22 protein-coding genes are annotated in these 20,157 nt (G+C 63.2%); 12 read left to right on the top strand and 10 right to left on the bottom strand.

Going from position 1 to position 20,157, the window contains the following annotated elements:
* The first annotated feature begins 104 nt into the window (after window positions 1-104).
* Window positions 105-515, top strand: a complete 411-nt coding sequence (locus tag DQW91_RS14665) for a PRC-barrel domain-containing protein (RefSeq protein WP_198411874.1) — start codon at window positions 105-107, stop codon at window positions 513-515.
* 142 nt (window positions 516-657) lie between these two features.
* Here DQW91_RS14665 and DQW91_RS14660 read toward each other — a convergent pair whose 3' ends face one another.
* Complete coding sequence (locus DQW91_RS14660) at window positions 658-1,404, bottom strand: histone H1-like repetitive region-containing protein (protein ID WP_112664397.1); 747 nt, start codon at window positions 1,402-1,404, stop codon at window positions 658-660.
* Window positions 1,405-2,005: 601 nt separating this feature from the next.
* On the opposite strand from DQW91_RS14660, the gene DQW91_RS14655 reads away from it, so the two are divergent.
* From DQW91_RS14655 to DQW91_RS14645, 3 genes are all read left to right on the top strand, one after another.
* A complete protein-coding gene (locus DQW91_RS14655) occupies window positions 2,006-2,872 on the top strand; it encodes a DMT family transporter (RefSeq protein ID WP_112664396.1) in 867 nt (288 codons plus the stop codon).
* Window positions 2,869-3,957 (top strand): ATP-dependent DNA helicase, encoded by a 1,089-nt coding sequence (locus tag DQW91_RS14650; protein ID WP_112664395.1) that lies wholly within the window; start codon window positions 2,869-2,871, stop codon window positions 3,955-3,957. Before DQW91_RS14655 ends, DQW91_RS14650 begins: the two co-directional genes overlap by 4 nt.
* A 225-nt stretch (window positions 3,958-4,182) precedes the next feature.
* Entirely contained in the window at window positions 4,183-5,271 is a 1,089-nt protein-coding gene (locus tag DQW91_RS14645; protein ID WP_112664394.1) for a TRAP transporter substrate-binding protein, read from the top strand.
* A gap of 36 nt (window positions 5,272-5,307) precedes the next feature.
* Here DQW91_RS14645 and DQW91_RS14640 read toward each other — a convergent pair whose 3' ends face one another.
* Window positions 5,308-6,138, bottom strand: coding sequence for a lytic murein transglycosylase (locus DQW91_RS14640; RefSeq protein ID WP_112664393.1), 831 nt, complete (start codon window positions 6,136-6,138; stop codon window positions 5,308-5,310).
* A 162-nt stretch (window positions 6,139-6,300) separates the two neighbouring features.
* On the opposite strand from DQW91_RS14640, the gene DQW91_RS14635 reads away from it, so the two are divergent.
* Genes DQW91_RS14635 through arsC form a run of 3 tightly spaced genes read left to right on the top strand, consistent with a single transcriptional unit; the run spans window position 6,301 to window position 8,169 of the window.
* Complete coding sequence (locus DQW91_RS14635) at window positions 6,301-6,651, top strand: ArsR/SmtB family transcription factor (protein WP_112664392.1); 351 nt, start codon at window positions 6,301-6,303, stop codon at window positions 6,649-6,651.
* A gap of 11 nt (window positions 6,652-6,662) precedes the next feature.
* Window positions 6,663-7,712 (top strand): ACR3 family arsenite efflux transporter, encoded by a 1,050-nt coding sequence (arsB, locus tag DQW91_RS14630; protein WP_112664391.1) that lies wholly within the window; start codon window positions 6,663-6,665, stop codon window positions 7,710-7,712.
* 28 nt (window positions 7,713-7,740) lie between these two features.
* On the top strand, window positions 7,741-8,169 hold the full coding sequence (arsC, locus tag DQW91_RS14625) for an arsenate reductase (glutaredoxin) (protein ID WP_112664390.1): 429 nt from the start codon (window positions 7,741-7,743) through the stop codon (window positions 8,167-8,169).
* Window positions 8,170-8,180: 11 nt separating this feature from the next.
* Here the strand turns inward: arsC and lepA are convergent, their stop codons facing one another.
* Window positions 8,181-9,986 carry a translation elongation factor 4 gene (gene lepA, locus DQW91_RS14620; RefSeq protein ID WP_112664389.1) on the bottom strand — a complete coding sequence of 602 codons (1,806 nt, stop codon included), beginning with the start codon at window positions 9,984-9,986 and terminating at the stop codon, window positions 8,181-8,183.
* 120 nt (window positions 9,987-10,106) lie between these two features.
* Entirely contained in the window at window positions 10,107-11,216 is a 1,110-nt protein-coding gene (gene hrcA / locus DQW91_RS14615) for a heat-inducible transcriptional repressor HrcA (RefSeq protein ID WP_425373406.1), read from the bottom strand.
* A gap of 171 nt (window positions 11,217-11,387) precedes the next feature.
* On the opposite strand from hrcA, the gene rph reads away from it, so the two are divergent.
* Both rph and rdgB read left to right on the top strand, forming a co-directional pair.
* The gene (gene rph / locus DQW91_RS14610) at window positions 11,388-12,101 is read left to right on the top strand and encodes a ribonuclease PH (protein ID WP_112664463.1); all 714 of its coding nucleotides are present in this window, start codon (window positions 11,388-11,390) and stop codon (window positions 12,099-12,101) included.
* Window positions 12,102-12,111: 10 nt separating this feature from the next.
* Window positions 12,112-12,756 carry an RdgB/HAM1 family non-canonical purine NTP pyrophosphatase gene (gene rdgB, locus DQW91_RS14605; protein WP_112664388.1) on the top strand — a complete coding sequence of 215 codons (645 nt, stop codon included), beginning with the start codon at window positions 12,112-12,114 and terminating at the stop codon, window positions 12,754-12,756.
* A 40-nt stretch (window positions 12,757-12,796) separates the two neighbouring features.
* Here rdgB and DQW91_RS14600 read toward each other — a convergent pair whose 3' ends face one another.
* Together DQW91_RS14600 and DQW91_RS14595 are read right to left on the bottom strand one after the other, a co-directional pair.
* Window positions 12,797-13,291 (bottom strand): DUF2852 domain-containing protein, encoded by a 495-nt coding sequence (locus tag DQW91_RS14600; protein WP_112664387.1) that lies wholly within the window; start codon window positions 13,289-13,291, stop codon window positions 12,797-12,799.
* A gap of 240 nt (window positions 13,292-13,531) precedes the next feature.
* A complete protein-coding gene (locus DQW91_RS14595; RefSeq protein WP_112664386.1) occupies window positions 13,532-14,179 on the bottom strand; it encodes a TetR/AcrR family transcriptional regulator in 648 nt (215 codons plus the stop codon).
* A 133-nt stretch (window positions 14,180-14,312) separates the two neighbouring features.
* Between DQW91_RS14595 and hemW the strand changes: the two genes are divergently transcribed.
* Entirely contained in the window at window positions 14,313-15,476 is a 1,164-nt protein-coding gene (hemW, locus tag DQW91_RS14590; RefSeq protein WP_112664385.1) for a radical SAM family heme chaperone HemW, read from the top strand.
* Window positions 15,477-15,496: 20 nt separating this feature from the next.
* Here the strand turns inward: hemW and gshB are convergent, their stop codons facing one another.
* A complete protein-coding gene (gene gshB / locus DQW91_RS14585) occupies window positions 15,497-16,447 on the bottom strand; it encodes a glutathione synthase (RefSeq protein ID WP_112664384.1) in 951 nt (316 codons plus the stop codon).
* Between the two features lie 122 nt (window positions 16,448-16,569).
* Here gshB and DQW91_RS14580 point away from each other — a divergent pair, with 122 nt between their 5' ends.
* Entirely contained in the window at window positions 16,570-17,445 is an 876-nt protein-coding gene (locus DQW91_RS14580) for a lipid kinase (protein WP_112664383.1), read from the top strand.
* Window positions 17,446-17,489: 44 nt separating this feature from the next.
* Here DQW91_RS14580 and DQW91_RS16675 read toward each other — a convergent pair whose 3' ends face one another.
* Window positions 17,490-17,714: a hypothetical protein gene (locus tag DQW91_RS16675; protein WP_157961460.1), complete on the bottom strand. Its 225-nt coding sequence runs from the start codon at window positions 17,712-17,714 to the stop codon at window positions 17,490-17,492.
* Window positions 17,715-17,940: 226 nt separating this feature from the next.
* Between DQW91_RS16675 and DQW91_RS14570 the strand changes: the two genes are divergently transcribed.
* Window positions 17,941-18,813, top strand: coding sequence for a LysR family transcriptional regulator (locus tag DQW91_RS14570; protein ID WP_112664381.1), 873 nt, complete (start codon window positions 17,941-17,943; stop codon window positions 18,811-18,813).
* An 11-nt stretch (window positions 18,814-18,824) separates the two neighbouring features.
* Here the strand turns inward: DQW91_RS14570 and DQW91_RS14565 are convergent, their stop codons facing one another.
* A complete protein-coding gene (locus tag DQW91_RS14565) occupies window positions 18,825-19,202 on the bottom strand; it encodes a YraN family protein (protein WP_112664380.1) in 378 nt (125 codons plus the stop codon).
* Window positions 19,199-20,140, bottom strand: a complete 942-nt coding sequence (gene rsmI / locus DQW91_RS14560; RefSeq protein ID WP_112664379.1) for a 16S rRNA (cytidine(1402)-2'-O)-methyltransferase — start codon at window positions 20,138-20,140, stop codon at window positions 19,199-19,201. Before rsmI ends, DQW91_RS14565 begins: the two co-directional genes overlap by 4 nt.
* Window positions 20,141-20,157: the final 17 nt, after the last annotated feature.

Below are 20,157 nucleotides of genomic sequence, written 5' to 3'. Positions count from 1 at the left end.
CAGGCGGCGACCGATTTGAAGCGCGTCGCCTCATCGCGCCCCATCGGAACCCGCCTTTTGTTCTGGGCGTTGGCTGCGCATCGAAGCGAGAAAGGACCATGCCGATGCCGATGACACCTCAAAGCAGGGGCGCGCGCGAAACCCACAGCCTCATCGCCAGCGACAAGGTGGAAGGAACATCGGTGCGCCGCTCCGATGGCGAGAAAATCGGTACCATCGAAAGGGTCATGATCGACAAGCACAGCGGCAAGGTGGCTTATGCCGTGATGAGCTTCGGCGGGTTCATGGGGCTGGGCGAGGAGTACTACACGCTCCCTTGGAGCGTCCTGAAGTACAATGTCGCGCTCGATGCCTATGAGCTGAACCTGACCGATGACCAGTTGCGGGCTGCGCCACCCCGCACAGCCCAGGGTGGCGACGCCTCCTACGATCGCGAATGGGAGGAGCATGTGCATCGCTACTACAACGCCACGCCTTATTGGGACGAAGACGACCCGATGAGCCCCGGGCGCTAGCTCGCCCGTCGCGCCGGGTCGATCCCGTCTATCGGGACGCTTCCGCACAAATAAAAACCGCCCGGCTCGCACCGGGCGGTTTTGAATGCAGTGACGCCTCGCTCGGACGAACCGTACCGCGAGGCGCTAAAGAGCGATCAGATCAGCTCTTCTTCTTGCGGGCGCTCGTGCGCTTCGCGCCGACCTTGCCGGACTTCTTGGTCGCGGAGGTGCGGCTCGAGGCGGCAGCGGCGCGCTTCGTGGTCTTCTTAGCGGAAGACTTGGCGGCGCGGGTCTTCGAGGTCGCGCTCTTGACGGCAGCGCGGCTCGAGGAGCGGGCGGCGGTCTTCTTGGCAGCCTTCGCGGTCGAACGGGCCTTCGTAGCTCCGCGCTTGGCGGCCTTGGCGACGGTCTTCTTCGCGGCGCTCTTCTTAGCGACAGCCTTCTTGGCGACGCTCTTCTTGGCAACCGCCTTCTTGGCGACAGCCTTCTTAGCGACGGCCTTCTTGGCGGTCTTCTTGGCGACGCTCTTCTTGGCGACAACCTTCTTAGCGACGGCCTTCTTGGCGACGCTCTTCTTGGCAACCGCCTTCTTGGCGACAACCTTCTTAGCGACAGCCTTCTTGGCGGTCTTCTTGGCAGTCGTCTTCTTAGCGGCGGTCTTCTTCGCAGCGGACTTGGCTACCGTCTTCTTGGCAGCGGTCTTCTTCGCAGCGGACTTCTTGGCGGTGGTCTTCTTGGCAGCCGGCTTTGCGCTCTTGGCGACGGCCTTCTTGGCAGTCGTCTTCTTCGCGGCAGACTTGCGGGACTTCGCGCCCTTCTTTCCGCTCTTCTTCTTCGAGGTGCTGGTCGCACCAAAATCACCCGTGAACAGCTGTGTCAGCGGGTTCGTCTTATCATCTGTCGGCATGACAGCCTCCTTCAAGGGCCTTCGCGTGCAACCGTGACGCTTTTGCAAGGCAACGTCGTTATACCAAGCGGGTTCCGATTAACGGAAAGTGTAGAAAGTAGAAGAAGCACAATTCCTGTGGATACTTTTTGTTGATGGAGCATGCGGGCTTGCGTGAAAGAAGCCATGGCTGAGTCGTGCATGAGTCGCTCGGCGCACTTCCAAAACATCTTGCGAATGAGCTTGAAAACGCCGGCGGAGCGTCGGAAATGAAGCGAAAAAATAAATCTTTTCAACGTGTTGAAGTATAGACGAAAACGCGCCGCTCTTTGTTGCCCGCATGCGTGAAGGAGTCGTGAGGCGCGCGCATCGAGAGTCGTCGTCGCGCATGAAAACGGTCGATCAATTTTTTTTCACGCGACGAGTCAGGATGAGTCATCTGCGTCGATTTTGACCCTCGCCACGGCCTATTCATAGGTACAGGTCGGGCGAATCAATCTGCACATTCGGATCGTGCGAGGCGCACGCGATGCGGAATTGAACGCTCTCGATATGCTGGCGCGCTCTTCACGCCGCGCGTCCTTCCGGCTAATTCAGGGCGGCTCAAACCGTCAGGATCGCCGTGCCCCATCGCAACATTTTCGCCGTCGTTTTCTGGATGTCCGGCGCGCTTCTCGCATTCTCCGCGACGGCGATCGGCGTGCGCGGTTTGTCCGGCAGCTTCTCGGTGTTCGAGATCCTGTCGATGCGCAATGCCGCCGGCATCCTGATCCTGCTGGGGGCGGCGCTGGTGAGGCCGGAGTTGCGGCCAGGTTTGAGACCTCGGCGATTCACGCTGCATCTTCTGCGCAACGGGATTCATTTTGCGGGCACGGATGCGTGGGCCTTCAGCCTCACGCTGCTGCCGCTCGCGACAGTTTTCGCACTCGAATTCACATCTCCTGCCTGGGTCGCCCTGCTGGCGATTCCGCTTCTGAACGAGCGCATGACGCGCGGGCGTCTCGTCGCCATCATGCTCGGTTTCATCGGCGTCCTGGTCATTCTGCGGCCCGGCGTGGAGACCCTGCAGCCGGCGAGTCTCCTCGTCCTCGCCGTCGCCTTCTCCTTCGCGCTTGTCGCCATCATGACGAAGAAGCTCACGGCGACGGAGAGCACCTTTTCGATCATCTTCTTCATGAACGTGATCCAGCTGCCGCTCAATCTCGCCTGGGTCCGATCCGCGTTCTGGCTCCGGCTCGAGCCCTCACAGATCTTGCCGCTGGCCGGCATCTGCCTTGGCGGGCTGCTCTCGCATGTCTGCCTCACCAACGCTTATCGCCACGGTGACGCCACGATGGTCGTGCCGCTCGATTTCCTGCGCATTCCGCTGATCGCGCTCGTCGGCTGGAAGCTCTATGGCGAGCCGCTCGATCCGTTCGTGTTTATCGGAAGTGGCTGTATCATTGCCGGGCTGTTCTACAGCTTGCGCCGGGAGGTTCGATCCGCATGAGTTGGTCGCCGCAACAGGATGCCGCGCTCAAGGCTGTCGCCGAATGGCTGCGCCGCGGGGACCGTCCGGTCTTCCGTCTCTTCGGCTATGCCGGAACCGGCAAGACGACTCTCGCGCGCCACATCGCCGAGGGCGTGGATGGCGATGTCGCCTTCGGTGCCTATACCGGCAAGGCGGCGCTCGTCCTGCGCAGCAAGGGTTGCGAGAACGCCTCCACCATTCACTCACTGATCTACCGTTCGCGTGAGTCGGATGAGGGCGGCCCGCAATTCGTGCTCAACCGGCAGAGCCCGGCGGCGAAGGTGGACCTGATCGTGATCGACGAATGCTCGATGGTGGATGAGGAGCTCGGCCGCGATCTCCTCTCCTTCGGGCAACCCGTCCTCGTGCTCGGCGATCCGGCGCAGTTGCCGCCTGTGAAAGGCGGAGGCTTCTTCACGGAGGCGGAGCCCGACGTGATGCTCACCGATGTCCATCGCCAGGCGCAGGACAATCCCATCATTCATCTGTCGATGAAAGTGCGCGAGGGCGGACGGCTGGAGCGGGGAAGCTATGGCGAGAGCCGCGTCATCGGTCGCCGCGAGATCGACGCCGACATGGTCATGGGGGCCGATCAGGTTCTTGTCGGGCTCAACAAGACGCGGCGTCTTTATAATACGCGCCTGCGTGAGCTGAACGGCTATCGGGATCCGATGCCGGCGGCGGGCGAGAAGCTCGTGTGTCTGCGCAACGACAAGACCAAGGGGCTTCTCAACGGCGGTACGTGGAAGATCCATGCGCTGCGCGGTCTGCGCAACGATTTCGTCCGCATGGACGTGGTGGCGGACGACGATGGGCGAAAGCCCGTGGAGGTTGCCGTGCACAAGGCCTTCTTCGAAGGCGGCGAGGAAGATCTTGCTTACACGCTGCGCCGGGAGTCCGATGAGTTCACGTTCGGCTACGCGCTCACCGTCCACAAGGCGCAAGGCTCGCAATGGAACGACCTGATGCTGTTCGACGAGTCGTATGCCTTCCGCGAGCACCGCAGCCGCTGGCTTTATACCGGCCTGACGCGGGCGGCGGAAAAGGTCACCGTGGTCCAGTAACGCGCGGAACCTTCATCAGCCCCGAGACTTGATGCCCGAAGCCGGCCGGCTGAGAGAGGGGCTTCACCTATGCGCCCCGCGCATGAACTCCCTGCTCTCGTGGGGCTGCCTCCCCGTGCTCGGCCCGTTATAGGGGCGCATTCGAGTTTTGCGTTTCGCGACCGTTGTTTGAAATTTTCTGTCTCGGACATCTCGCGAAGCGTTTGTTTGCGAAAGGATGACCCCATGAAACGCCGCTCCTTCATGCAGGCGGCCACGCTTGGCGTGGCTGCGGGAGCCATTGCCAAACCCGCGATCGCCCAGGCGATGCCCGAGGTCAAATGGCGCCTGACTTCCGGTTTCCCGAAGTCGCTCGACACGCTTTTCGGCGGTGGCGAGCTTCTGGCCAAACTCGTGAGCGAGGCGACCGACGGAAAGTTCCAGATCCAGACCTTCGCCTCGGGTGAGATCGTCGGCACGCCGCAGGCGCTCGATGCGGTGACCAACAACACCGTCGAGATGGCCCATACCTGCTCTTATTATTATATCGGCAAGGACCCGACCTACGCGATCGGCACCACGCTTCCCTTCGGCATGAATTCCCGCCAGACCAATGCGTGGCTCTATCATGGCGACGGAAACCAGCTTCTGAACGAGTTCTATGCCAAGTCGAATCTCTACGCGCTCGTCGCCGGCAACACGGGCGCGCAGATGGGCGGGTGGTTTCGCAAGGAGATCAAGAGCGTTCAGGATCTTGTGGGATTGAAGATGCGCATCGCGGGTCTCGCGGGGCAGATCATGGCGAAGCTCGGCGTGGTGCCGCAGCAGATCGCCGGCGGCGATCTCTATCCCTCGCTCGAGCGCGGCACCATCGATGCCGCCGAATGGGTCGCGCCTTACGACGATGAGAAGCTCGGCCTGAACAAGGTCGCTCCTTATTACTACTATCCCGGCTTCTGGGAGGGCGGCCCGGCGATTCACTTCTTCATCAATCTGCAGAGGTGGAACGAATTGCCGAAGGCCTACCAGGCCGCGCTGCAGGCGGCGTCGGGCTACGTCAATGGCGACACGCAGGCGAAGTACGATGCCCGTAACCCGGCTGCCCTGCGCCGCCTGATCGGAGCGAACGCGCAGCTTCGCGCCTTCCCGCAGGACATCATGGAACAGGCCTACAAGGCGGCAAACGAGATCTATGACGATCTCAGCGCCAAGAACGCCGACTTCAAGAAGATCTATGACAGCTATAAGGCGTTCCGCGGCGAGGAATATCTCTGGTTCCAGGTCGCGGAATACGCCTACGATAACTTCATGATCCGCTCCCGCGCTCGCGGGTAACGAGGCCGGTGCGATGCGGGCGCGTGAAGCGCCCGCTCACTGACCGACGCGCGCCTCGCGGCCTTCCGCGAGGCGGCTCGCGAAATAGCCGACCGTACGCGAATAGACCGTGGACTTGTTCCACGCCCGCAAGGCGTCGAAGTTCGGCGCATCGGGAGCCCAATCCGCGCCACGCACCCAGCCGTGCCCTTTGAGATAATTCGCGGTGGAGGCGAGCACATCGGCCGGGCTGTGCAGAAGATCGGCTCTTCCGTCACCGTCGAAATCAACCGCGTATTTGATATAAGACGACGGCATGAACTGGGTCTGGCCGAGTTCGCCCGCCCAGGCTCCGCGCATTTCCGCCGGGGTCAGGTCCCCATGCTGGACGATGCGCAAGGCGTCGAACAATTGCGCCTGAAACATCTCGGTGCGGCGGCAATCGTAAGCGAGTGTCGCGACCGAGCGGACCGTCGCCATGTTTCCCTTTACCGCGCCGAAATCGCTCTCCAGCCCCCAGATCGCCACGAGAATTTCCGGCGGCACACCATAGCGATCCTCGATCCGTGCGAGTGTTCCGGCATGCTTCTTCAGCAGGCTCGCACCCATTCTCAACCGATAGGGGGAGACCATGCGCCCGGAAAACTGTTCGAAGCTCTGCTTGAAGACTCCCTGGCCGCGATCCTTGCGGATCACGCTCTGATCGAACGTGACGCCGCCCAACCCTGAGCGGATCGCTTCGGCGGAAATGCCCTGCTCGGCGGCTTCCACGCGGATGTCGGCGAGCCATTTTTCAAACCCTGCCGGATCGCGGCAGGTCGCGGCGAAAGCGCTGCTTGCGCTCATCAGGAGAGCGGTCACCGTCAAAAGGCGAGGGATCATGGGCATTTGCCGTCTCCAGCATTCTGCTTCCCTCCGAGGTAGCGTCACGGGCGGTCAACTCAAGTACGAAGCCGACACGCTTGCAGCGCGTATCTGCCAAGGGATTTCCCGTGCCTCATCTCGATTTTGAGCTTGTCTTTGATCTAATATGTCGATAAGTCCAGACATATGGACAAAGAGCAAACCATTCTCGCCCTTGCGGCTTTGGCGCAGACGACCCGGCTTGATGTGTTCCGGCTTCTTGTCGCTCATGAGCCGAAGGGCATGCCGGCGGGGGAGGTGGCGCAGGCGCTGGCGGTGCCGCACAACACCATGTCGGCTCATCTTGCCGTGCTGACCCGCGCCGGGCTTGTGCAGGCAAAGCGGAATGGGCGCTCCATCGTCTACAGGGCGGATCTTGGGGGATTGCGGGGCATGACGACGTTTCTGCTCAAGGATTGCTGCGGAGGCCGTCCTGAGATCTGCGCCCCGTTGATCGCGGACCTCTCGCCCTGCTGCCCCTCTCAAGACAAAGCTTAGGAAAGCGTCTGATGTCATTTTTCGAACGCTATCTCACGCTCTGGGTCGCGCTTTGCATCGTCGTGGGCGTTGTGCTTGGGCATCTCGCGCCGGGTGTGTTCCATGCCATCGGCTCGATGGAAATCGCCAAGGTCAATCTGCCTGTCGCGGTGTTGATCTGGCTGATGATCGTGCCGATGCTGGTGAAGATCGACTTCGCCGCGTTGCATCAGGTGCGCGAGCATTGGCGCGGCATCGGCGTGACGCTCTTCGTCAACTGGGCGGTCAAGCCGTTCTCAATGGCGGCGCTGGGATGGTTCTTCATCGGATATCTGTTCCGATCCTACCTGCCGGCGGAGCAGATCGACTCTTACATTGCGGGCCTTATCATCCTGGCTGCCGCGCCGTGCACCGCGATGGTGTTCGTGTGGAGCAATCTCACGAAAGGCGAGCCGCATTTCACGCTCTCCCAGGTTGCGCTCAACGACGTCATCATGGTGATCGCGTTCGCCCCGGTCGTCGGGCTCCTGCTCGGCCTTTCCGCGATCACAGTGCCGTGGAATACGCTCACGCTGTCGGTCGTGCTCTATATCGTCGCGCCGGTGATCGCCGCGCAGGTTGTGCGCAAGTACGTCCTGGCGCGGGGTGGAGAAGCGGCACTCACCGGGCTTCTTTCGGCCCTGCAGCCGCTCTCGCTTCTGGCGCTGCTCGCCACGCTGGTGTTGCTGTTCGGCTTCCAGGGCGGGCAGATCCTCGCGCAGCCGCTTGTCATTGCGCTTCTCGCTGTGCCGATCCTGATCCAGGTCTATTTCAATGCGGGGCTCGCCTATCTGCTCAATCGATTGAGTGGCGAGAAGCATTGCGTTGCAGGGCCGTCCGCGCTGATCGGCGCGAGCAATTTCTTCGAGCTCGCAGTTGCCGCCGCCATCAGCCTGTTCGGCTTTCAATCGGGCGCAGCGCTCGCGACTGTCGTCGGCGTTCTCGTCGAAGTGCCGGTGATGCTCTCAGTGGTCTATATCGTCAACGGAAGCCAGGATTGGTACGAGCGCGGCCAGCGTAAAGAGCGCGTCTTGCGGGCTTGAACCGTCTTTCGAATATCAGGAGGTCACGATGGATGTGATCGTCTACCACAACCCGCTTTGCGGAACGTCGCGCAACACCATCGGGCTCATCCGCAATGCGGGAGTTGAGCCGCATATCATCGAGTATCTGAAGACCCCGCCGACGCGCCTTCTGCTGCGCCAGCTGATCGAGCGTATGGGACTCAATGTCCGGGACGTGCTCCGCAAGAAGGGCACGCCTTACGCCGAACTCGGCCTCGACAATCCGGCCCTGACAGACGACCAATTGCTCGATGCCATGATGGAGCATCCCATCCTGATCGAACGCCCCATCGTGGTGACGCCCTTCGGGGTCAAGCTCTGCCGCCCGTCGGAGGCCGTGCTCGACATCCTGCCGGTGCCGCAACTCGGCGAGTTCCGGAAGGAGGACGGGGAGCTTGTAATCGACGCGTCGGGCCGCCGCGCGGCGACGGTTTAAGACGGGACGCCTTACGAATCCATCTTGAGCGCGGCGATGAAGGCTTCCTGCGGGATGTCGACCTTGCCGAACTGGCGCATGCGCTTCTTGCCTTCCTTCTGCTTGTCGAGCAGCTTGCGCTTGCGCGAGGCGTCGCCGCCGTAGCACTTGGCGGTCACGTCCTTGCGGAGCGCGCGGATGGTTTCGCGGGCGATGATCTTGCCGCCGATGGCCGCCTGGATCGGAATCTGGAACAGGTGCGGCGGGATGAGGTCCTTGAGCTTCTCGCACATGGCGCGGCCGCGGCTCTCCGCGCGGGTGCGGTGCACGAGCATGGAGAGCGCGTCCACCGGTTCGGCGTTGACGAGAACGGACATCTTCACGAGGTCGCCCTCGCGATAATCGGAGATGTGATAGTCGAAGGAGGCATAGCCCTTCGAGATCGACTTCAGGCGATCGTAGAAATCGAACACCACCTCGTTCAGCGGCAGGTCGTAGACCACCATTGCGCGCTTGCCGACATAGTTGAGGTCGATCTGGATGCCGCGGCGGTCCTGGCAGAGCTTGAGCACGGAGCCGAGATAATCGTCCGGCGTCAGGATCGTGGCGCGGATCCACGGCTCCTCGATGGTTTCGATCTTCATGACGTCCGGCATATCCGCCGGGTTGTGAAGCTCTATCGTCGCGCCGTCGCTCATGTTGAGGTGGTAGACAACGCTCGGCGCGGTGGAGATGAGGTCGAGGTTGAACTCGCGCTCCAGGCGCTCCTGAATGATCTCGAGGTGCAGAAGGCCGAGGAAGCCGCAGCGGAAGCCGAAGCCGAGCGCGGCGGATGTCTCCATTTCGTAGGAGAAGCTCGCATCGTTCAGGCGCAGCTTGCCCATGGCGGCGCGCAGGTTTTCGAACTCGGCTGCGTCCACGGGAAAGAGGCCGCAGAACACCACCGGCTGCACGGGCTTGAAACCGGGCAGCGCCTCGGCGGTGGGCTTGCGCTCGTCGGTGATGGTGTCGCCGACGCGGGTGTCGGACACTTCCTTGATCGAGGCGGTGAGGAAGCCGACCTCGCCGGGGCCGAGCACGTCCACATCAGTCATCTTGGGCCGGAACACGCCGACCTTGTCGACGCCGTAGACGGCACCGGTGCCCATCATCTTGATGCTCTGGCCCTTCTTCAGGGTGCCGTCGATGATGCGCACGAGCACGACCACGCCGAGATAGGCGTCGTACCAGGAATCGACGAGCATGGCCTTGAGCGGCGCATTCTCGTCGCCCTTCGGCGGCGGCAGCTTCTTGACGATGGCTTCCAGAACGCCCTCGATATTGATGCCCGTCTTGGCCGAAATCGGAACCGCGTCCGAAGCGTCGATCCCGATCACTTCCTCGATCTGCTCCTTGATCCGGTCCGGGTCGGCGGCAGGCAGGTCGATCTTGTTGAGAACGGGCACGATCTCATGGTTGGCGTCGATAGCCTGATAGACGTTGGCGAGCGTCTGGGCCTCCACGCCCTGAGAGGCGTCCACCACGAGAAGCGAGCCCTCGCAGGCGGCCAGCGATCGCGAAACCTCATACGCGAAGTCCACGTGGCCGGGGGTGTCCATGAGGTTGAGGATATACGTCTTGCCGTCCTCGGCCTTGTATTCGAGGCGCACGGTCTGCGCCTTGATGGTAATGCCGCGCTCGCGCTCGATGTCCATGCTGTCGAGCACCTGCTCCGTCATTTCGCGCGCGGAAAGCGCCCCGGTCGTCTGGATCAGACGGTCGGCGAGCGTCGACTTTCCATGATCGATATGGGCGACGATGGAGAAGTTCCGGATGTTATCGAAGGTGCGGGCGGTCATTTAAGCTTGCAAATACCAAAAGATCTGTTGCTCGCGGCAATAGCAGCATGGGCCGCATAAGCCAAGCGAAGGCGGTGTCGCGTGAGGGTGACGCTCTGGGCGGGTGGCTCCACAGCCCGGTTAACGGCCCTTTTCCAGGATCCGCGAAATGACCCTGGCCGTATAATCGACCATCGGGACGATGCGGGCATAGTTCAGCCGTGTCGGACCGATGACGCCCAGAACGCCGACGATCTTCTGGCTGCCGTCGCGGAAAGGCGCGGCGATGAGCGATGAGCCGGAGAGCGAGAACAGCTTGTTCTCCGAGCCGATGAAGATCCGCACGCCCTCGCCGCCTTCGGCACGGGTGAGAAGGTCGATCACGTCCGTCTGGGTTTCGAGGTCGGCGAAGAGCAGGCGGATGCGGTCGAGATCGTCCGCCGCCTTCAGGTCCTCCAGAAGATTGGCCTGTCCGCGCACGATGAGCTGGCGCGTGTCGGAGGAGCCGACGGTGGTGGCAAGGCCCGCATTGACGAGCTTTGCCGTGAGCGCGTCGAGCTCCTGCTCCATGTTGGCGCGGGTCGCCTCGATCTCGCCCCTCAAGTCGGCCAGCGTGCGGCCTTTGATGCGGGCATTGAGGTAGTTTCCGGCTTCGATCAAGGCTCCGGCGGGCAGGCCAGCGGGCAGGTCGAGCAGGCGGTTTTCCACCGAGCCGTCGTCGGACACGAGAACCACGAGCGCACGGGCCGGGTCGAGGCGCACGAATTCGATATGCTTCAGTTTTGCGTTCGATTTCGAAGTGAGCACCACCCCCGCGCCGCGCGAGACGCCGGACAACAGCGTCGAGGCTTCGGCAAGGGCCGTCTCCAGCGTATGGCCGGAGGCGGCGGCCTTCATCTGGGCTTCGATGCGCGCCCGCTCCTCGCTGGTGACGTCGCCGATCTCCATCATGGCGTCCACGAAGAACCGCAGGCCCATCTCGGTGGGCAGGCGTCCGGCGCTGGTATGAGGGGCGAAGATCAGGCCCGCGGCCTCCAGATCCGACATGACGTTGCGGATCGAGGCAGGGGAAAGCGTCATGGGCAGGATGCGCGCCAGATTGCGCGAGCCGACCGGCTCGCCGGTCGTGAGGTAGCTCTCGACGATCTGCCGGAAAATCTCGCGCGAGCGTTCGCTCAGCTCCGTTGCGGCGCGGTTCTCGGCGGAGGAATGAAAGCGTCCCGGGACTGTCATGGCGTCGTGGTGGTGAATCCTGAGGTTCATATGTGCGGAGTGGCGCTGGTCTATGCAAGCGCAGAGTCATATGTTTCGTAACATTATTGGCACGAAATGCTTGGGTCGCGGCGCTTGTCGGGCTGATCGCTTGCCGTGGCGGCCAATAAAATCTAGGAAGCCTTCTCTTTTTTCATGGAGAACGAGTTCATGCGCCCATCCAACCGCGCGCCCGACGAAATGCGCCCCGTCACTCTCGAACGCGGCGTCGCGCGCTATGCGGAAGGCTCCTGCCTCGTTTCCTTCGGCAATACCCGCGTGCTCTGCACCGCCTCCCTCGAAGAAAAGGGGCCGCCGTGGCTGCGCGGCACCGGCAAGGGCTGGGTCACGGCGGAATACGCCATGCTGCCCCGCGCGACGCACGAGCGCACCAAGCGCGAGGTCAATTCGGGCAAGCCTTCGGGCCGCACGCAGGAAATCCAGCGCCTGATTGGCCGCTCGCTCCGCGCGGTCGTGAACCTGCCCGCCATCGGCGAGCGGCAGATCGTGGTGGATTGCGATGTCATTCAGGCCGATGGCGGCACCCGCACGGCCTCGATCACCGGGGCCTGGGTCGCGCTGCATGAGTGCTTCACCTGGATGCAGGGCCGCTCGATCATCTCGATCAACCCCTTGCGCGAACCCGTCGCCGCCATTTCCTGCGGCATCTTCAAGGGCACACCGGTTCTCGATCTCGACTACGCCGAGGATTCCTCCGCCGAGACTGATGCGAATTTCGTCATCACCGGCTCGGGCGGCATCGTCGAAGTGCAGGGCACGGCGGAAGGAAAGCCCTTCTCCGAGGAGGAATTCCTGAGCCTCCTGCGGCTCGCCAAGGCCGGAACGGCGCAGCTCATCGAGATGCAGAAGAAGGCCGTGGCCTGAGGATCTTTCGATGCATCGCCCCCTGACCGGCAAGGTCGTCATCGCCACGCACAACGCGGGCAAATTGCGTGAAATGCAGGAACTGCTCGCCCCGTTCGGGGTGGAGGCCGTCTCGGCGGGTGAGCTTGGCCTGCCGGAGCCGGACGAGACCGGCTTCATGTTCTCCGAGAACGCGGCCATCAAGGCGCATGCTGCCGCAAAAGCAACCGGCCTGCCCGCGCTCTCCGACGATTCAGGGCTCTGCGTCGATGCGCTGGATGGTGCGCCGGGATTGTTCACGGCGAACTGGGCGGGGCCGAACAAGGACTTTCCGGCGGCGATGGCCCGTGTCGAGAAGGAACTTCAGAAGCGCGGCGTGGATGCGAACGGCAACCGCCGGGCCCATTTCACCTCGGCCCTCGTCATCGCATGGCCCGATGGACATGAAGAGCTGTTCGAGGGGCGCGTTTTCGGCGAGGTCGTCTGGCCGCCGCGCGGCAATCAGGGCTTCGGTTACGATCCACTGTTCCAGCCCGATGGGTTTGCGAAAACCTTCGGTGAGATCTCATCGGAAGAGAAACACGGGATCGATTGGTCGCAGAGCGAACCCACGGCGCTCTCCCATCGTGCGCGGGCCTTCCTCAGCCTGGCGGCGGGCTGCCTCTCCCGGGCATGAAGAAAAGGCGGAGCACCCGAAGCGCTCCGCCTCTTTCGTTTTAGACGCCTGAGCCGTTGTTCTCCGCCCGGCGCTTGGCCATGAAGGCGTCGAACTCCTCGCGGTCCTTGGCGCGCTTCAGGTCCTCGACGAAGCTCGCGAAAGCGCGGGCCTCCTCATCGAGGCGGCGGCGCTCCTCTTCGAGCCGCTTCAGCTCTGCCCGGCGATATTCCTCGAAGGCCGAGTTGCCGGTGCCGCCGGGGCCATAGCCGAACCCACCGGCAGGGCCGCCGGAGAACGTTTCGCGGAAGCGCGAGAAATTATCCTCGAAGAAAGCCCGCATCTCGCTCGCCTTCGGGCGGCCTGCAACCCGCCAGACCAGGTAGGCGACGGCCAGCGGCCAGAACCAGAAGAACGCGACGATGACCCCGATGATTTCGAGCGCCCGGCGCGGCGGCCCGCCGCAGCGGTGGTGGCGAGCGCCGTGCTCAGAACCCGGTTCGGCGCCCGCGTTCCACGCGGACGAATGGTAGGAGGCAGAAGACGAGCAAGTCATGGCTGGATCCCGCATGTTAATGCAAACAACATTTACATGCGGAAGGGAGGACCCGCTTTCAAGGGGTGCGACAGGGCTGCGACAAAGGCAGGCGCGGTGAGGGCAGGGCGTCAGACGCGGAGTCGAGGGGAGGAGCGCAAGCGGGACGGCGAAGTGCGGCAGGCAGGGGGTCCTACGAAAGCCTTTACCTGGTGGTGGGTTGGGAAAGCAGGGCTTGGCTGTTCCGCCGAAAAGTGGCCGCTACTTCCCGCCCTTCTGGAGCGCGCCGTGGACAAGGGCGAGGACGCCTGCGCGCAAAAGCTCGTACTTGTCCGGCAAGCCGGGGCCCCTCGGCAATTGCCCGGCGGCGTCGAGGGTCGCGATGCCGTGGGAGAGCGCCCAGACCTCGAGGGCAATGAACCGCACGTCAACATCCTTGAAGCCGCTCGGGAAGGTCTCGGAGAGGGCGCGCACCAGAAAGTCGAACGCGGTTTCCGGCGGCCGGACACCAGGCGCAACCGGCTGCTTCGGCGCTTTTTCGCCCTCGCTCACCTGTGGTGAGAACATGGCCAAGTAATAGCCGGGCTCCTGCTCGGCGAAGGTGAGGTAGGCCTCGCCCATCCGCGTGAAGCGTTCGAGCGGGGTGCCTTCCCCGGCAAGCGCCCGGCCGAGCCGCTCGCCGAGATCCTTGAAACCGCGAAACGCCACCTCCGCGACCAGCGCATCGCGCCCGCGAAAGTGGCGATAGAGCGCGGCGGGCGTGACGCCGACGAGCTTGGCTGCATCGGCCAGCGTGAAGCCGCCGAGCCCGCGCTCCGCGATGAAGCGTTGGGCCGCCTCGATCAGCGCCTCTTTCAGATTGCCGTGGTGGTAGCCACGCTTGTCGAAGGGGCTGTGCCAGTGGCGCATGCAAAAGGAACTCGCCGGTTTCTCTGTCGATAAACAATTAGGCCGCCCGGGCCGAGGACGCCAGTCTGTTCAGGGTCTCATCGCGGCAAAGAGCAACCGTGACGGGATGCGCGGAAGATGCCATATACGGCCCATGATCGATCATCCGACGCGCGATGTCGGTTTCGGTGTCTATGTGCACTGGCCCTTCTGCGCTTCAAAGTGCCCCTATTGCGACTTCAACAGCCATGTCCGCCATCAGCCGGTGGACCAGGAACGGTTCGTCGCGGCCTTCCGCCGGGAGATCGCCCACACGGCGGCGCGGATTCCGGGGCGCACGGTCTCCAGCATCTTCTTCGGTGGGGGAACGCCATCTCTCATGAAGCCGGAAACGGTCGGCGCGCTGCTCGATGCCATCGGTGGAGCCTGGGCCATCGACCCGAATGCGGAGGTGACCCTCGAGGCCAACCCGACCAGCGTGGAAGCGGAGCGTTTTCGCGGCTATCGCGCGGCTGGCATCAACCGCGTGTCGCTTGGCGTGCAGGCGCTCAACGATCATGACCTGCGCCGCCTCGGGCGCATGCACAGTGTCGATGAGGCGCTCGACGCCGTGAAGATCGCCGCCTCGATCTTCGAGCGTTACTCCTACGACCTCATTTACGCGCGCCCCGACCAGACGCCGCAGGCGTGGAAGGCGGAACTGGAGCGGGCGATTTCCTACGCCGTCGAACATCTCTCGCTCTATCAGCTTACCATCGAGCCCGGCACATGGTTCGAGCGCCTGCATCAGGCAGGCAAGCTTGTCGTGCCGGGAGATGATGAAGCGCGCGCGCTCTACGATCTCACGCAGGAGATCTGCGAGAAGCACGGGCTTCCCGCTTACGAGGTTTCGAACCACGCGCGGCCCGGCGCGGAATCGCGGCACAATCTTCTCTACTGGCGCTATGGCGAGTATGCGGGCATCGGCCCCGGCGCGCATGGTCGTCTTGTGACAGGCAATGCGCGCCTTGCGACGCAGACGGAAAAGCACCCCGAGACGTGGCTTGCGAGCGTGGAACGGGAAGGGCACGGCATCATCGATGAGGAAGTGCTGTCCTCCGAATCCGAAGGCGACGAATTCCTCCTCATGGGCCTTCGCCTGAAAGAGGGTATCGACCCTCAACGCTACACCGCCTTCACGGGCCGCACACTCGATGAGAAGCGCGTGCGCGTCTTACGGGAAGCGGGAATGCTCGCGCGGCGAGACGATGCGCGGCTCTCCGTCACGCGCGAAGGTTTCCCTGTGCTCAATGCAGTGATTGCGGAACTCGCGGCTTGAAGACGTTCGCCGGGCGACGCTCACGTCCCGCGAGTGATGTTTCTCTCGATCGCATCCCAGAGCATCACCGTCAGATCCGGCCCGCCGAGGCGCTTGATGGCGCGAAGGCCGGTCGGAGAGGTGACGTTGATCTCGGTCAGGTTGCCGTCGATCACGTCGATGCCGACGAAGATCTGGCCCATCTTTTTCAGGTGCGGGCCGATGGTTTCGCAAATTTCCCGCTCGCGCGAAGTCAGATCGGCGGGCTTTGCCGCGCCGCCCCGCACCATGTTGGAGCGGATGTCGTTGGCCGCCGGAACGCGGTTGATCGCGCCCGCCGCCTCGCCGTCGATGAGGATGATGCGCTTGTCGCCCTCGCTCACCTTCGGCAGGAATCGTTGGATCACCCAGGGCTCGCGGAAGGTGACGGAAAACAGATCGTAGAGTGAGCCGAAATTCGGATCTTCACGCCCCACCTTGAACACCGCCGCGCCGCCGTTGCCGTAAAGCGGCTTCATCACCACGTCGCCGTGCTCGCTGCGGAATTCCTCGATCTCTTTCCTGTCGCGGGAGATCAGCGTCGGCGGCATCAGGTGCGGGAATTCGGTGACGAAGAGTTTCTCTGGCGCATTGCGCACATGGGCGGGATCGTTCACCACCAGCGTGTGCGGATGGATGCGCTCCAGAAGGTGCGTCGTGGTGATATAGGCCATGTCGAAGGGCGGGTCCTGACGCAGCAAAACAACGTCGGCCGTCGAGAGGTCGATCTTCTCAGGCTCACCCAGGGAAACATGGTCGCCCTCAACATCCCGCACCACGATGGGTTCCGCCGAGGCGACGATCGCGCCGTCGCGCATGGAGAGACGATCCGGCGTATAGTGCAACAGCCGGTATCCCCGCCGCTGCGCCTCCAAAAGCATGGCGAAGGTCGAATCGCCCGTGATCTTGATGTTCTGGATGGGATCCATCTGGACCGCGACGGTGAGGGTCATGCATCAGTCTCCATGCGTGGGATGGGTTATCGAGCCGAAACGGCCGCTTGGCAACTGCCCCGGTTGCATGGCCCCGTCGCGGGGCCTTGTGGATATGCTCAAGCCTTCACATCTGGAGGTTCATGAAGCCTCCCAAACGCGCCCTTCTCATCATCAATGCCAGGAGCCGCTCGGGCGCCGCCCGGCGCGATCTCGCTATTGCGCGGCTGAAGGCGCACGGCATCGAGCCGTTGCAGAAGGAGTGCGGCAGCCGGCATGAGCTGGCTCCGCTCATCGCCCATTATGCGGACAAGGTGGATTGCGCCGTGGTGGGCGGGGGCGATGGGACCCTCAACGCCGCGGCCTTCGGCGTGATCGAGGCCGGGCTTCCCCTCGGCGTCCTGCCGATGGGAACGGCGAACGATCTTGCCCGGACCCTCAAGATCCCATTCGACATCGACGGCGCAGTGAAAGTGATCGCCGCAGGGCGCACGCGAAAGATCGATCTTGGAGTCGTGAACGGCGAGCCGTTCTTCAACGTGGCGAGCATCGGCCTTTCGGCAGAACTGGCGCGGGAACTGACAGGCGACATCAAGCGTCGTTTCGGCCGCCTGGCCTATGCGCTCGTTGCGCTCAAAGTGCTGATGCGGGCACGCCCGTTCAAGGCGACCATCACCAGCGAAACCGAATCCGCCCGCGTGCGGACGCTGCAGATCGCCGTCGGTAATGGGCGCTACTATGGCGGCGGCAATGCGGTGGAGAAAGATGCTGCCATCGATGACGGGCATCTCGATCTCTACAGCCTCGAATTCCGGCAGGTCTGGAAGCTCGCCCTGCTGGTGCGTTCGTTCCGCTCCGGCGAGCATGGCGCATGGCGGGAAGTCCGCGCTGTGCGTGCGCAGGAATTCGACATTCGCACACGCATCTCGCGCCCTGTGAATGCGGATGGCGAAATCGTCACCAGCACCCCGGCCCATTTTTCGATCAGGCCGGGAGCGGTGACGGTGTTTGCGCCATAGCGTGGGAAACGTTTTCCCCGGTCCAGGCATTCCGAGAACTATTGCTAGCGGCAGCGGCCGTTGCGCAGGGCATCCTCCAAGCCGCCTCTCGCCAGTCCGATGTCGCAGAGCGCAGCATCGTCGAATGAAGCGAGAAGGCGCATGTCGCGGCGAATGCGGATCTCCTTCGCGAGGAAGGCAGAAAAACGGACGAGGAGGGCCGGAACGCGTGGCGTGAAAGAGCCGGTGGTGCGGGTTGTACTCGCATTGCAGATCATGGTCGAGGACATGGCTTGCTCCTTCTTTCGGATCGACGATCCGGCACCGTTCGCGCAAGCGCTCTCATGCGGCGGGCAGAGGCCCGACGTGGCAATGCGGGAAAAGAGTCGGGTCGTTTGCTTTTCCTCGCCACCGAACAATCTTCAGCGGCGATGAAGAGACCATATGCCGGCCTCTTGCATAAATGAAACGAATGTTCATTATATTTAGAATAACGATCCATTATGGAGAGGTCTTATGGCCCGTAACCTCGATGTCAGCCTCTTGCGTGCCTTCGTTGCCGTCGTCGATGCGGGCGGCATGACCGCCGCGACAGGGGTCTTGAACCTGACCCAGGCGGCGGTGAGCCAGCAGATCAAGCGCCTGGAGGACACCTTCGGTGAAGCGCTCATCGCGCGCGAGCGGCGAGGCTTGAGGCTGACGAGCGCGGGAGAGCGCCTGTTCGGTCGCGCAAAGCGGCTCCTTGCCCTCAACGACGACATCTGGACCGAGATGACGACACCGCTCTACGAGGGCGAAGTTCGCCTCGGCATTCCAAGCGACATCGTCAACACCTATCTCCCGACCTTTCTGAAGGGGTTTGCGCAGGCCTATCCGAAGGTTCGCGTCTCGCTGCGGTGTACGTCCAGCGTCGAGCTTCGCGAGTTGCTGAAGGCCGGCAAGATCGACCTCACGTTGACGACCGAGCTGAAATGCGGACCGGACGGTGAAAACCTTCTGGTCGACCGTCTGGTCTGGGTCGGCGCGCGCGGCGGCGAAGCGCAGTGGCAACGGCCCTTGCCAGTGTCGATCGGCTGCAGCGATTGCGCATTCCGCGCACCGATCCGCGAGGCTTTGCAAAAGGCCGGTATTGAATGGCGCTCGATTTCCGAAGTCACGATCAGCGAAGCTCAAGTGGCGACGACGGTGGCGGATATTGCGGTGATGGCTTCACTCTGTTCGAGCGTTCCGAGCGGCCTTGAGATCCTCGGCAAGGAATCCGGCCTGCCGGCGCTTCCGCCCTTCTCCGTCAATCTCTATTTGCCGAAAGATGGCGGGACCCACATCGCGCAGGAGCTTGCGCGTCACATCCGTCAGGCCGTGGTGGAGCAGCGTCGGTTGGTGGCGTGAGAACGACGAGGTTAGTCGATCTCCAGTTCGAACGCCGCCTTTAAATGGCGCGGAAAACTCCCCGGCGCGATGAAGACGGCATCGGCGCGCCATGTCTTGTCCGCAGCCCATGCGTGGCGGGAGAGCCATGCGCGCGCCGCGCGGGAAAAGCGCTGACGCTTGACGGCGGTGATTGCGGTTTGCGCATCGTCCATGACACTCCGCGCTTTCACCTCGACAAAGGCGATGGTGTCGCCGCGCTTGACGATGAGATCCACCTCGCCGCCTGCCGCCGCATAACGGCGGGCGAGGGGGCGATAGCCTTTGAGGAAAAGAAACAGCAGGGCCATGCGCTCCGCCCGGTGACCGCGCAGAAACGTGCGGCGACGGCGCTCGCCGGGCTTCGTCATGCGTCCTTGGCTTTCGCCAGCACGAGCGCGCGCGCATAGACATCGCGCTTCGGAAGACCGAGCTCTGCGGAAACGATGGCGGCGGCGTCCTTGATCGAATGGGCCTTGAGCGCGGCTTCGAGCTTGCCGTCGAGGGCGGCATCGGCCTCCGCCGCGTGCATCTCCTTCGTCGCTTCGCCGATGAGAACGACAATCTCGCCCTTCGGCGGACCCTCCTTCTCGAATTGCTCGGCAAGCTCCGGCAGAGTGCCGCGCCGGATGGTCTCGAACAGCTTCGTCAATTCCCGCGCCACGACGGCCCTGCGCTCGCCGAGCACGGCGGCTGCGTCGATGAGCATTTCCGGCAGGCGGTGAGGCGCTTCGAAGAGCATGAGCGTGCCGGGGATCGTTGCGATCTCGCCGAGGCGCGTGCGCCGCGCGGCGCTTTTCGGCGGCAGGAATCCTTCGAAGAAGAAACGGTCGGTCGGCAGGCCCGAGGCGACGAGAGCCGTCAGGACAGCGGAGGGGCCTGGAATGGGGGTGACGGGCAGGCCTTCCTCGATCGCCGCCTGCACCAGCTTGTAGCCGGGGTCGGAGACGAGCGGCGTTCCCGCGTCGGAGACGAGGGCCAGCGCCTGCCCCTCGCGGATGCGCAGCACCATGCGCTCGCGCACCGCCTCGTTGGAATGCTCGTGATAGGCGACCAAAGGCGTCGTGATACCGTAATGGGCGAGCAGCGTCTTCGTCACCCGCGTATCCTCGGCAAGCACGGCGTCCGCCGCCGCCAGAACGCTCAGCGCGCGGAAAGACACGTCCTTCAGGTTGCCGATAGGGGTGGCGACCACATAGAGGCCAGGGGAAAGGGGCTCCACCTCGGCGGCAAGGCCGAAGGCGGTGAACGTGCTGGTCTGCCCGTTCGGCGAGCGCCTCTTGGTGCGGTTGTCGATTCTCTGTGTCATGCCGGGTTACCTTTGCA

This window comes from Microvirga flavescens (assembly GCF_003290125.1).
In the GTDB taxonomy this organism is placed as follows: Bacteria; Pseudomonadota; Alphaproteobacteria; order Rhizobiales; family Beijerinckiaceae; genus Microvirga; species Microvirga flavescens.
The sequence above is the reverse complement of the archived record's forward strand: the minus strand, read 5'-3'. Positions and strand labels throughout refer to the sequence as shown.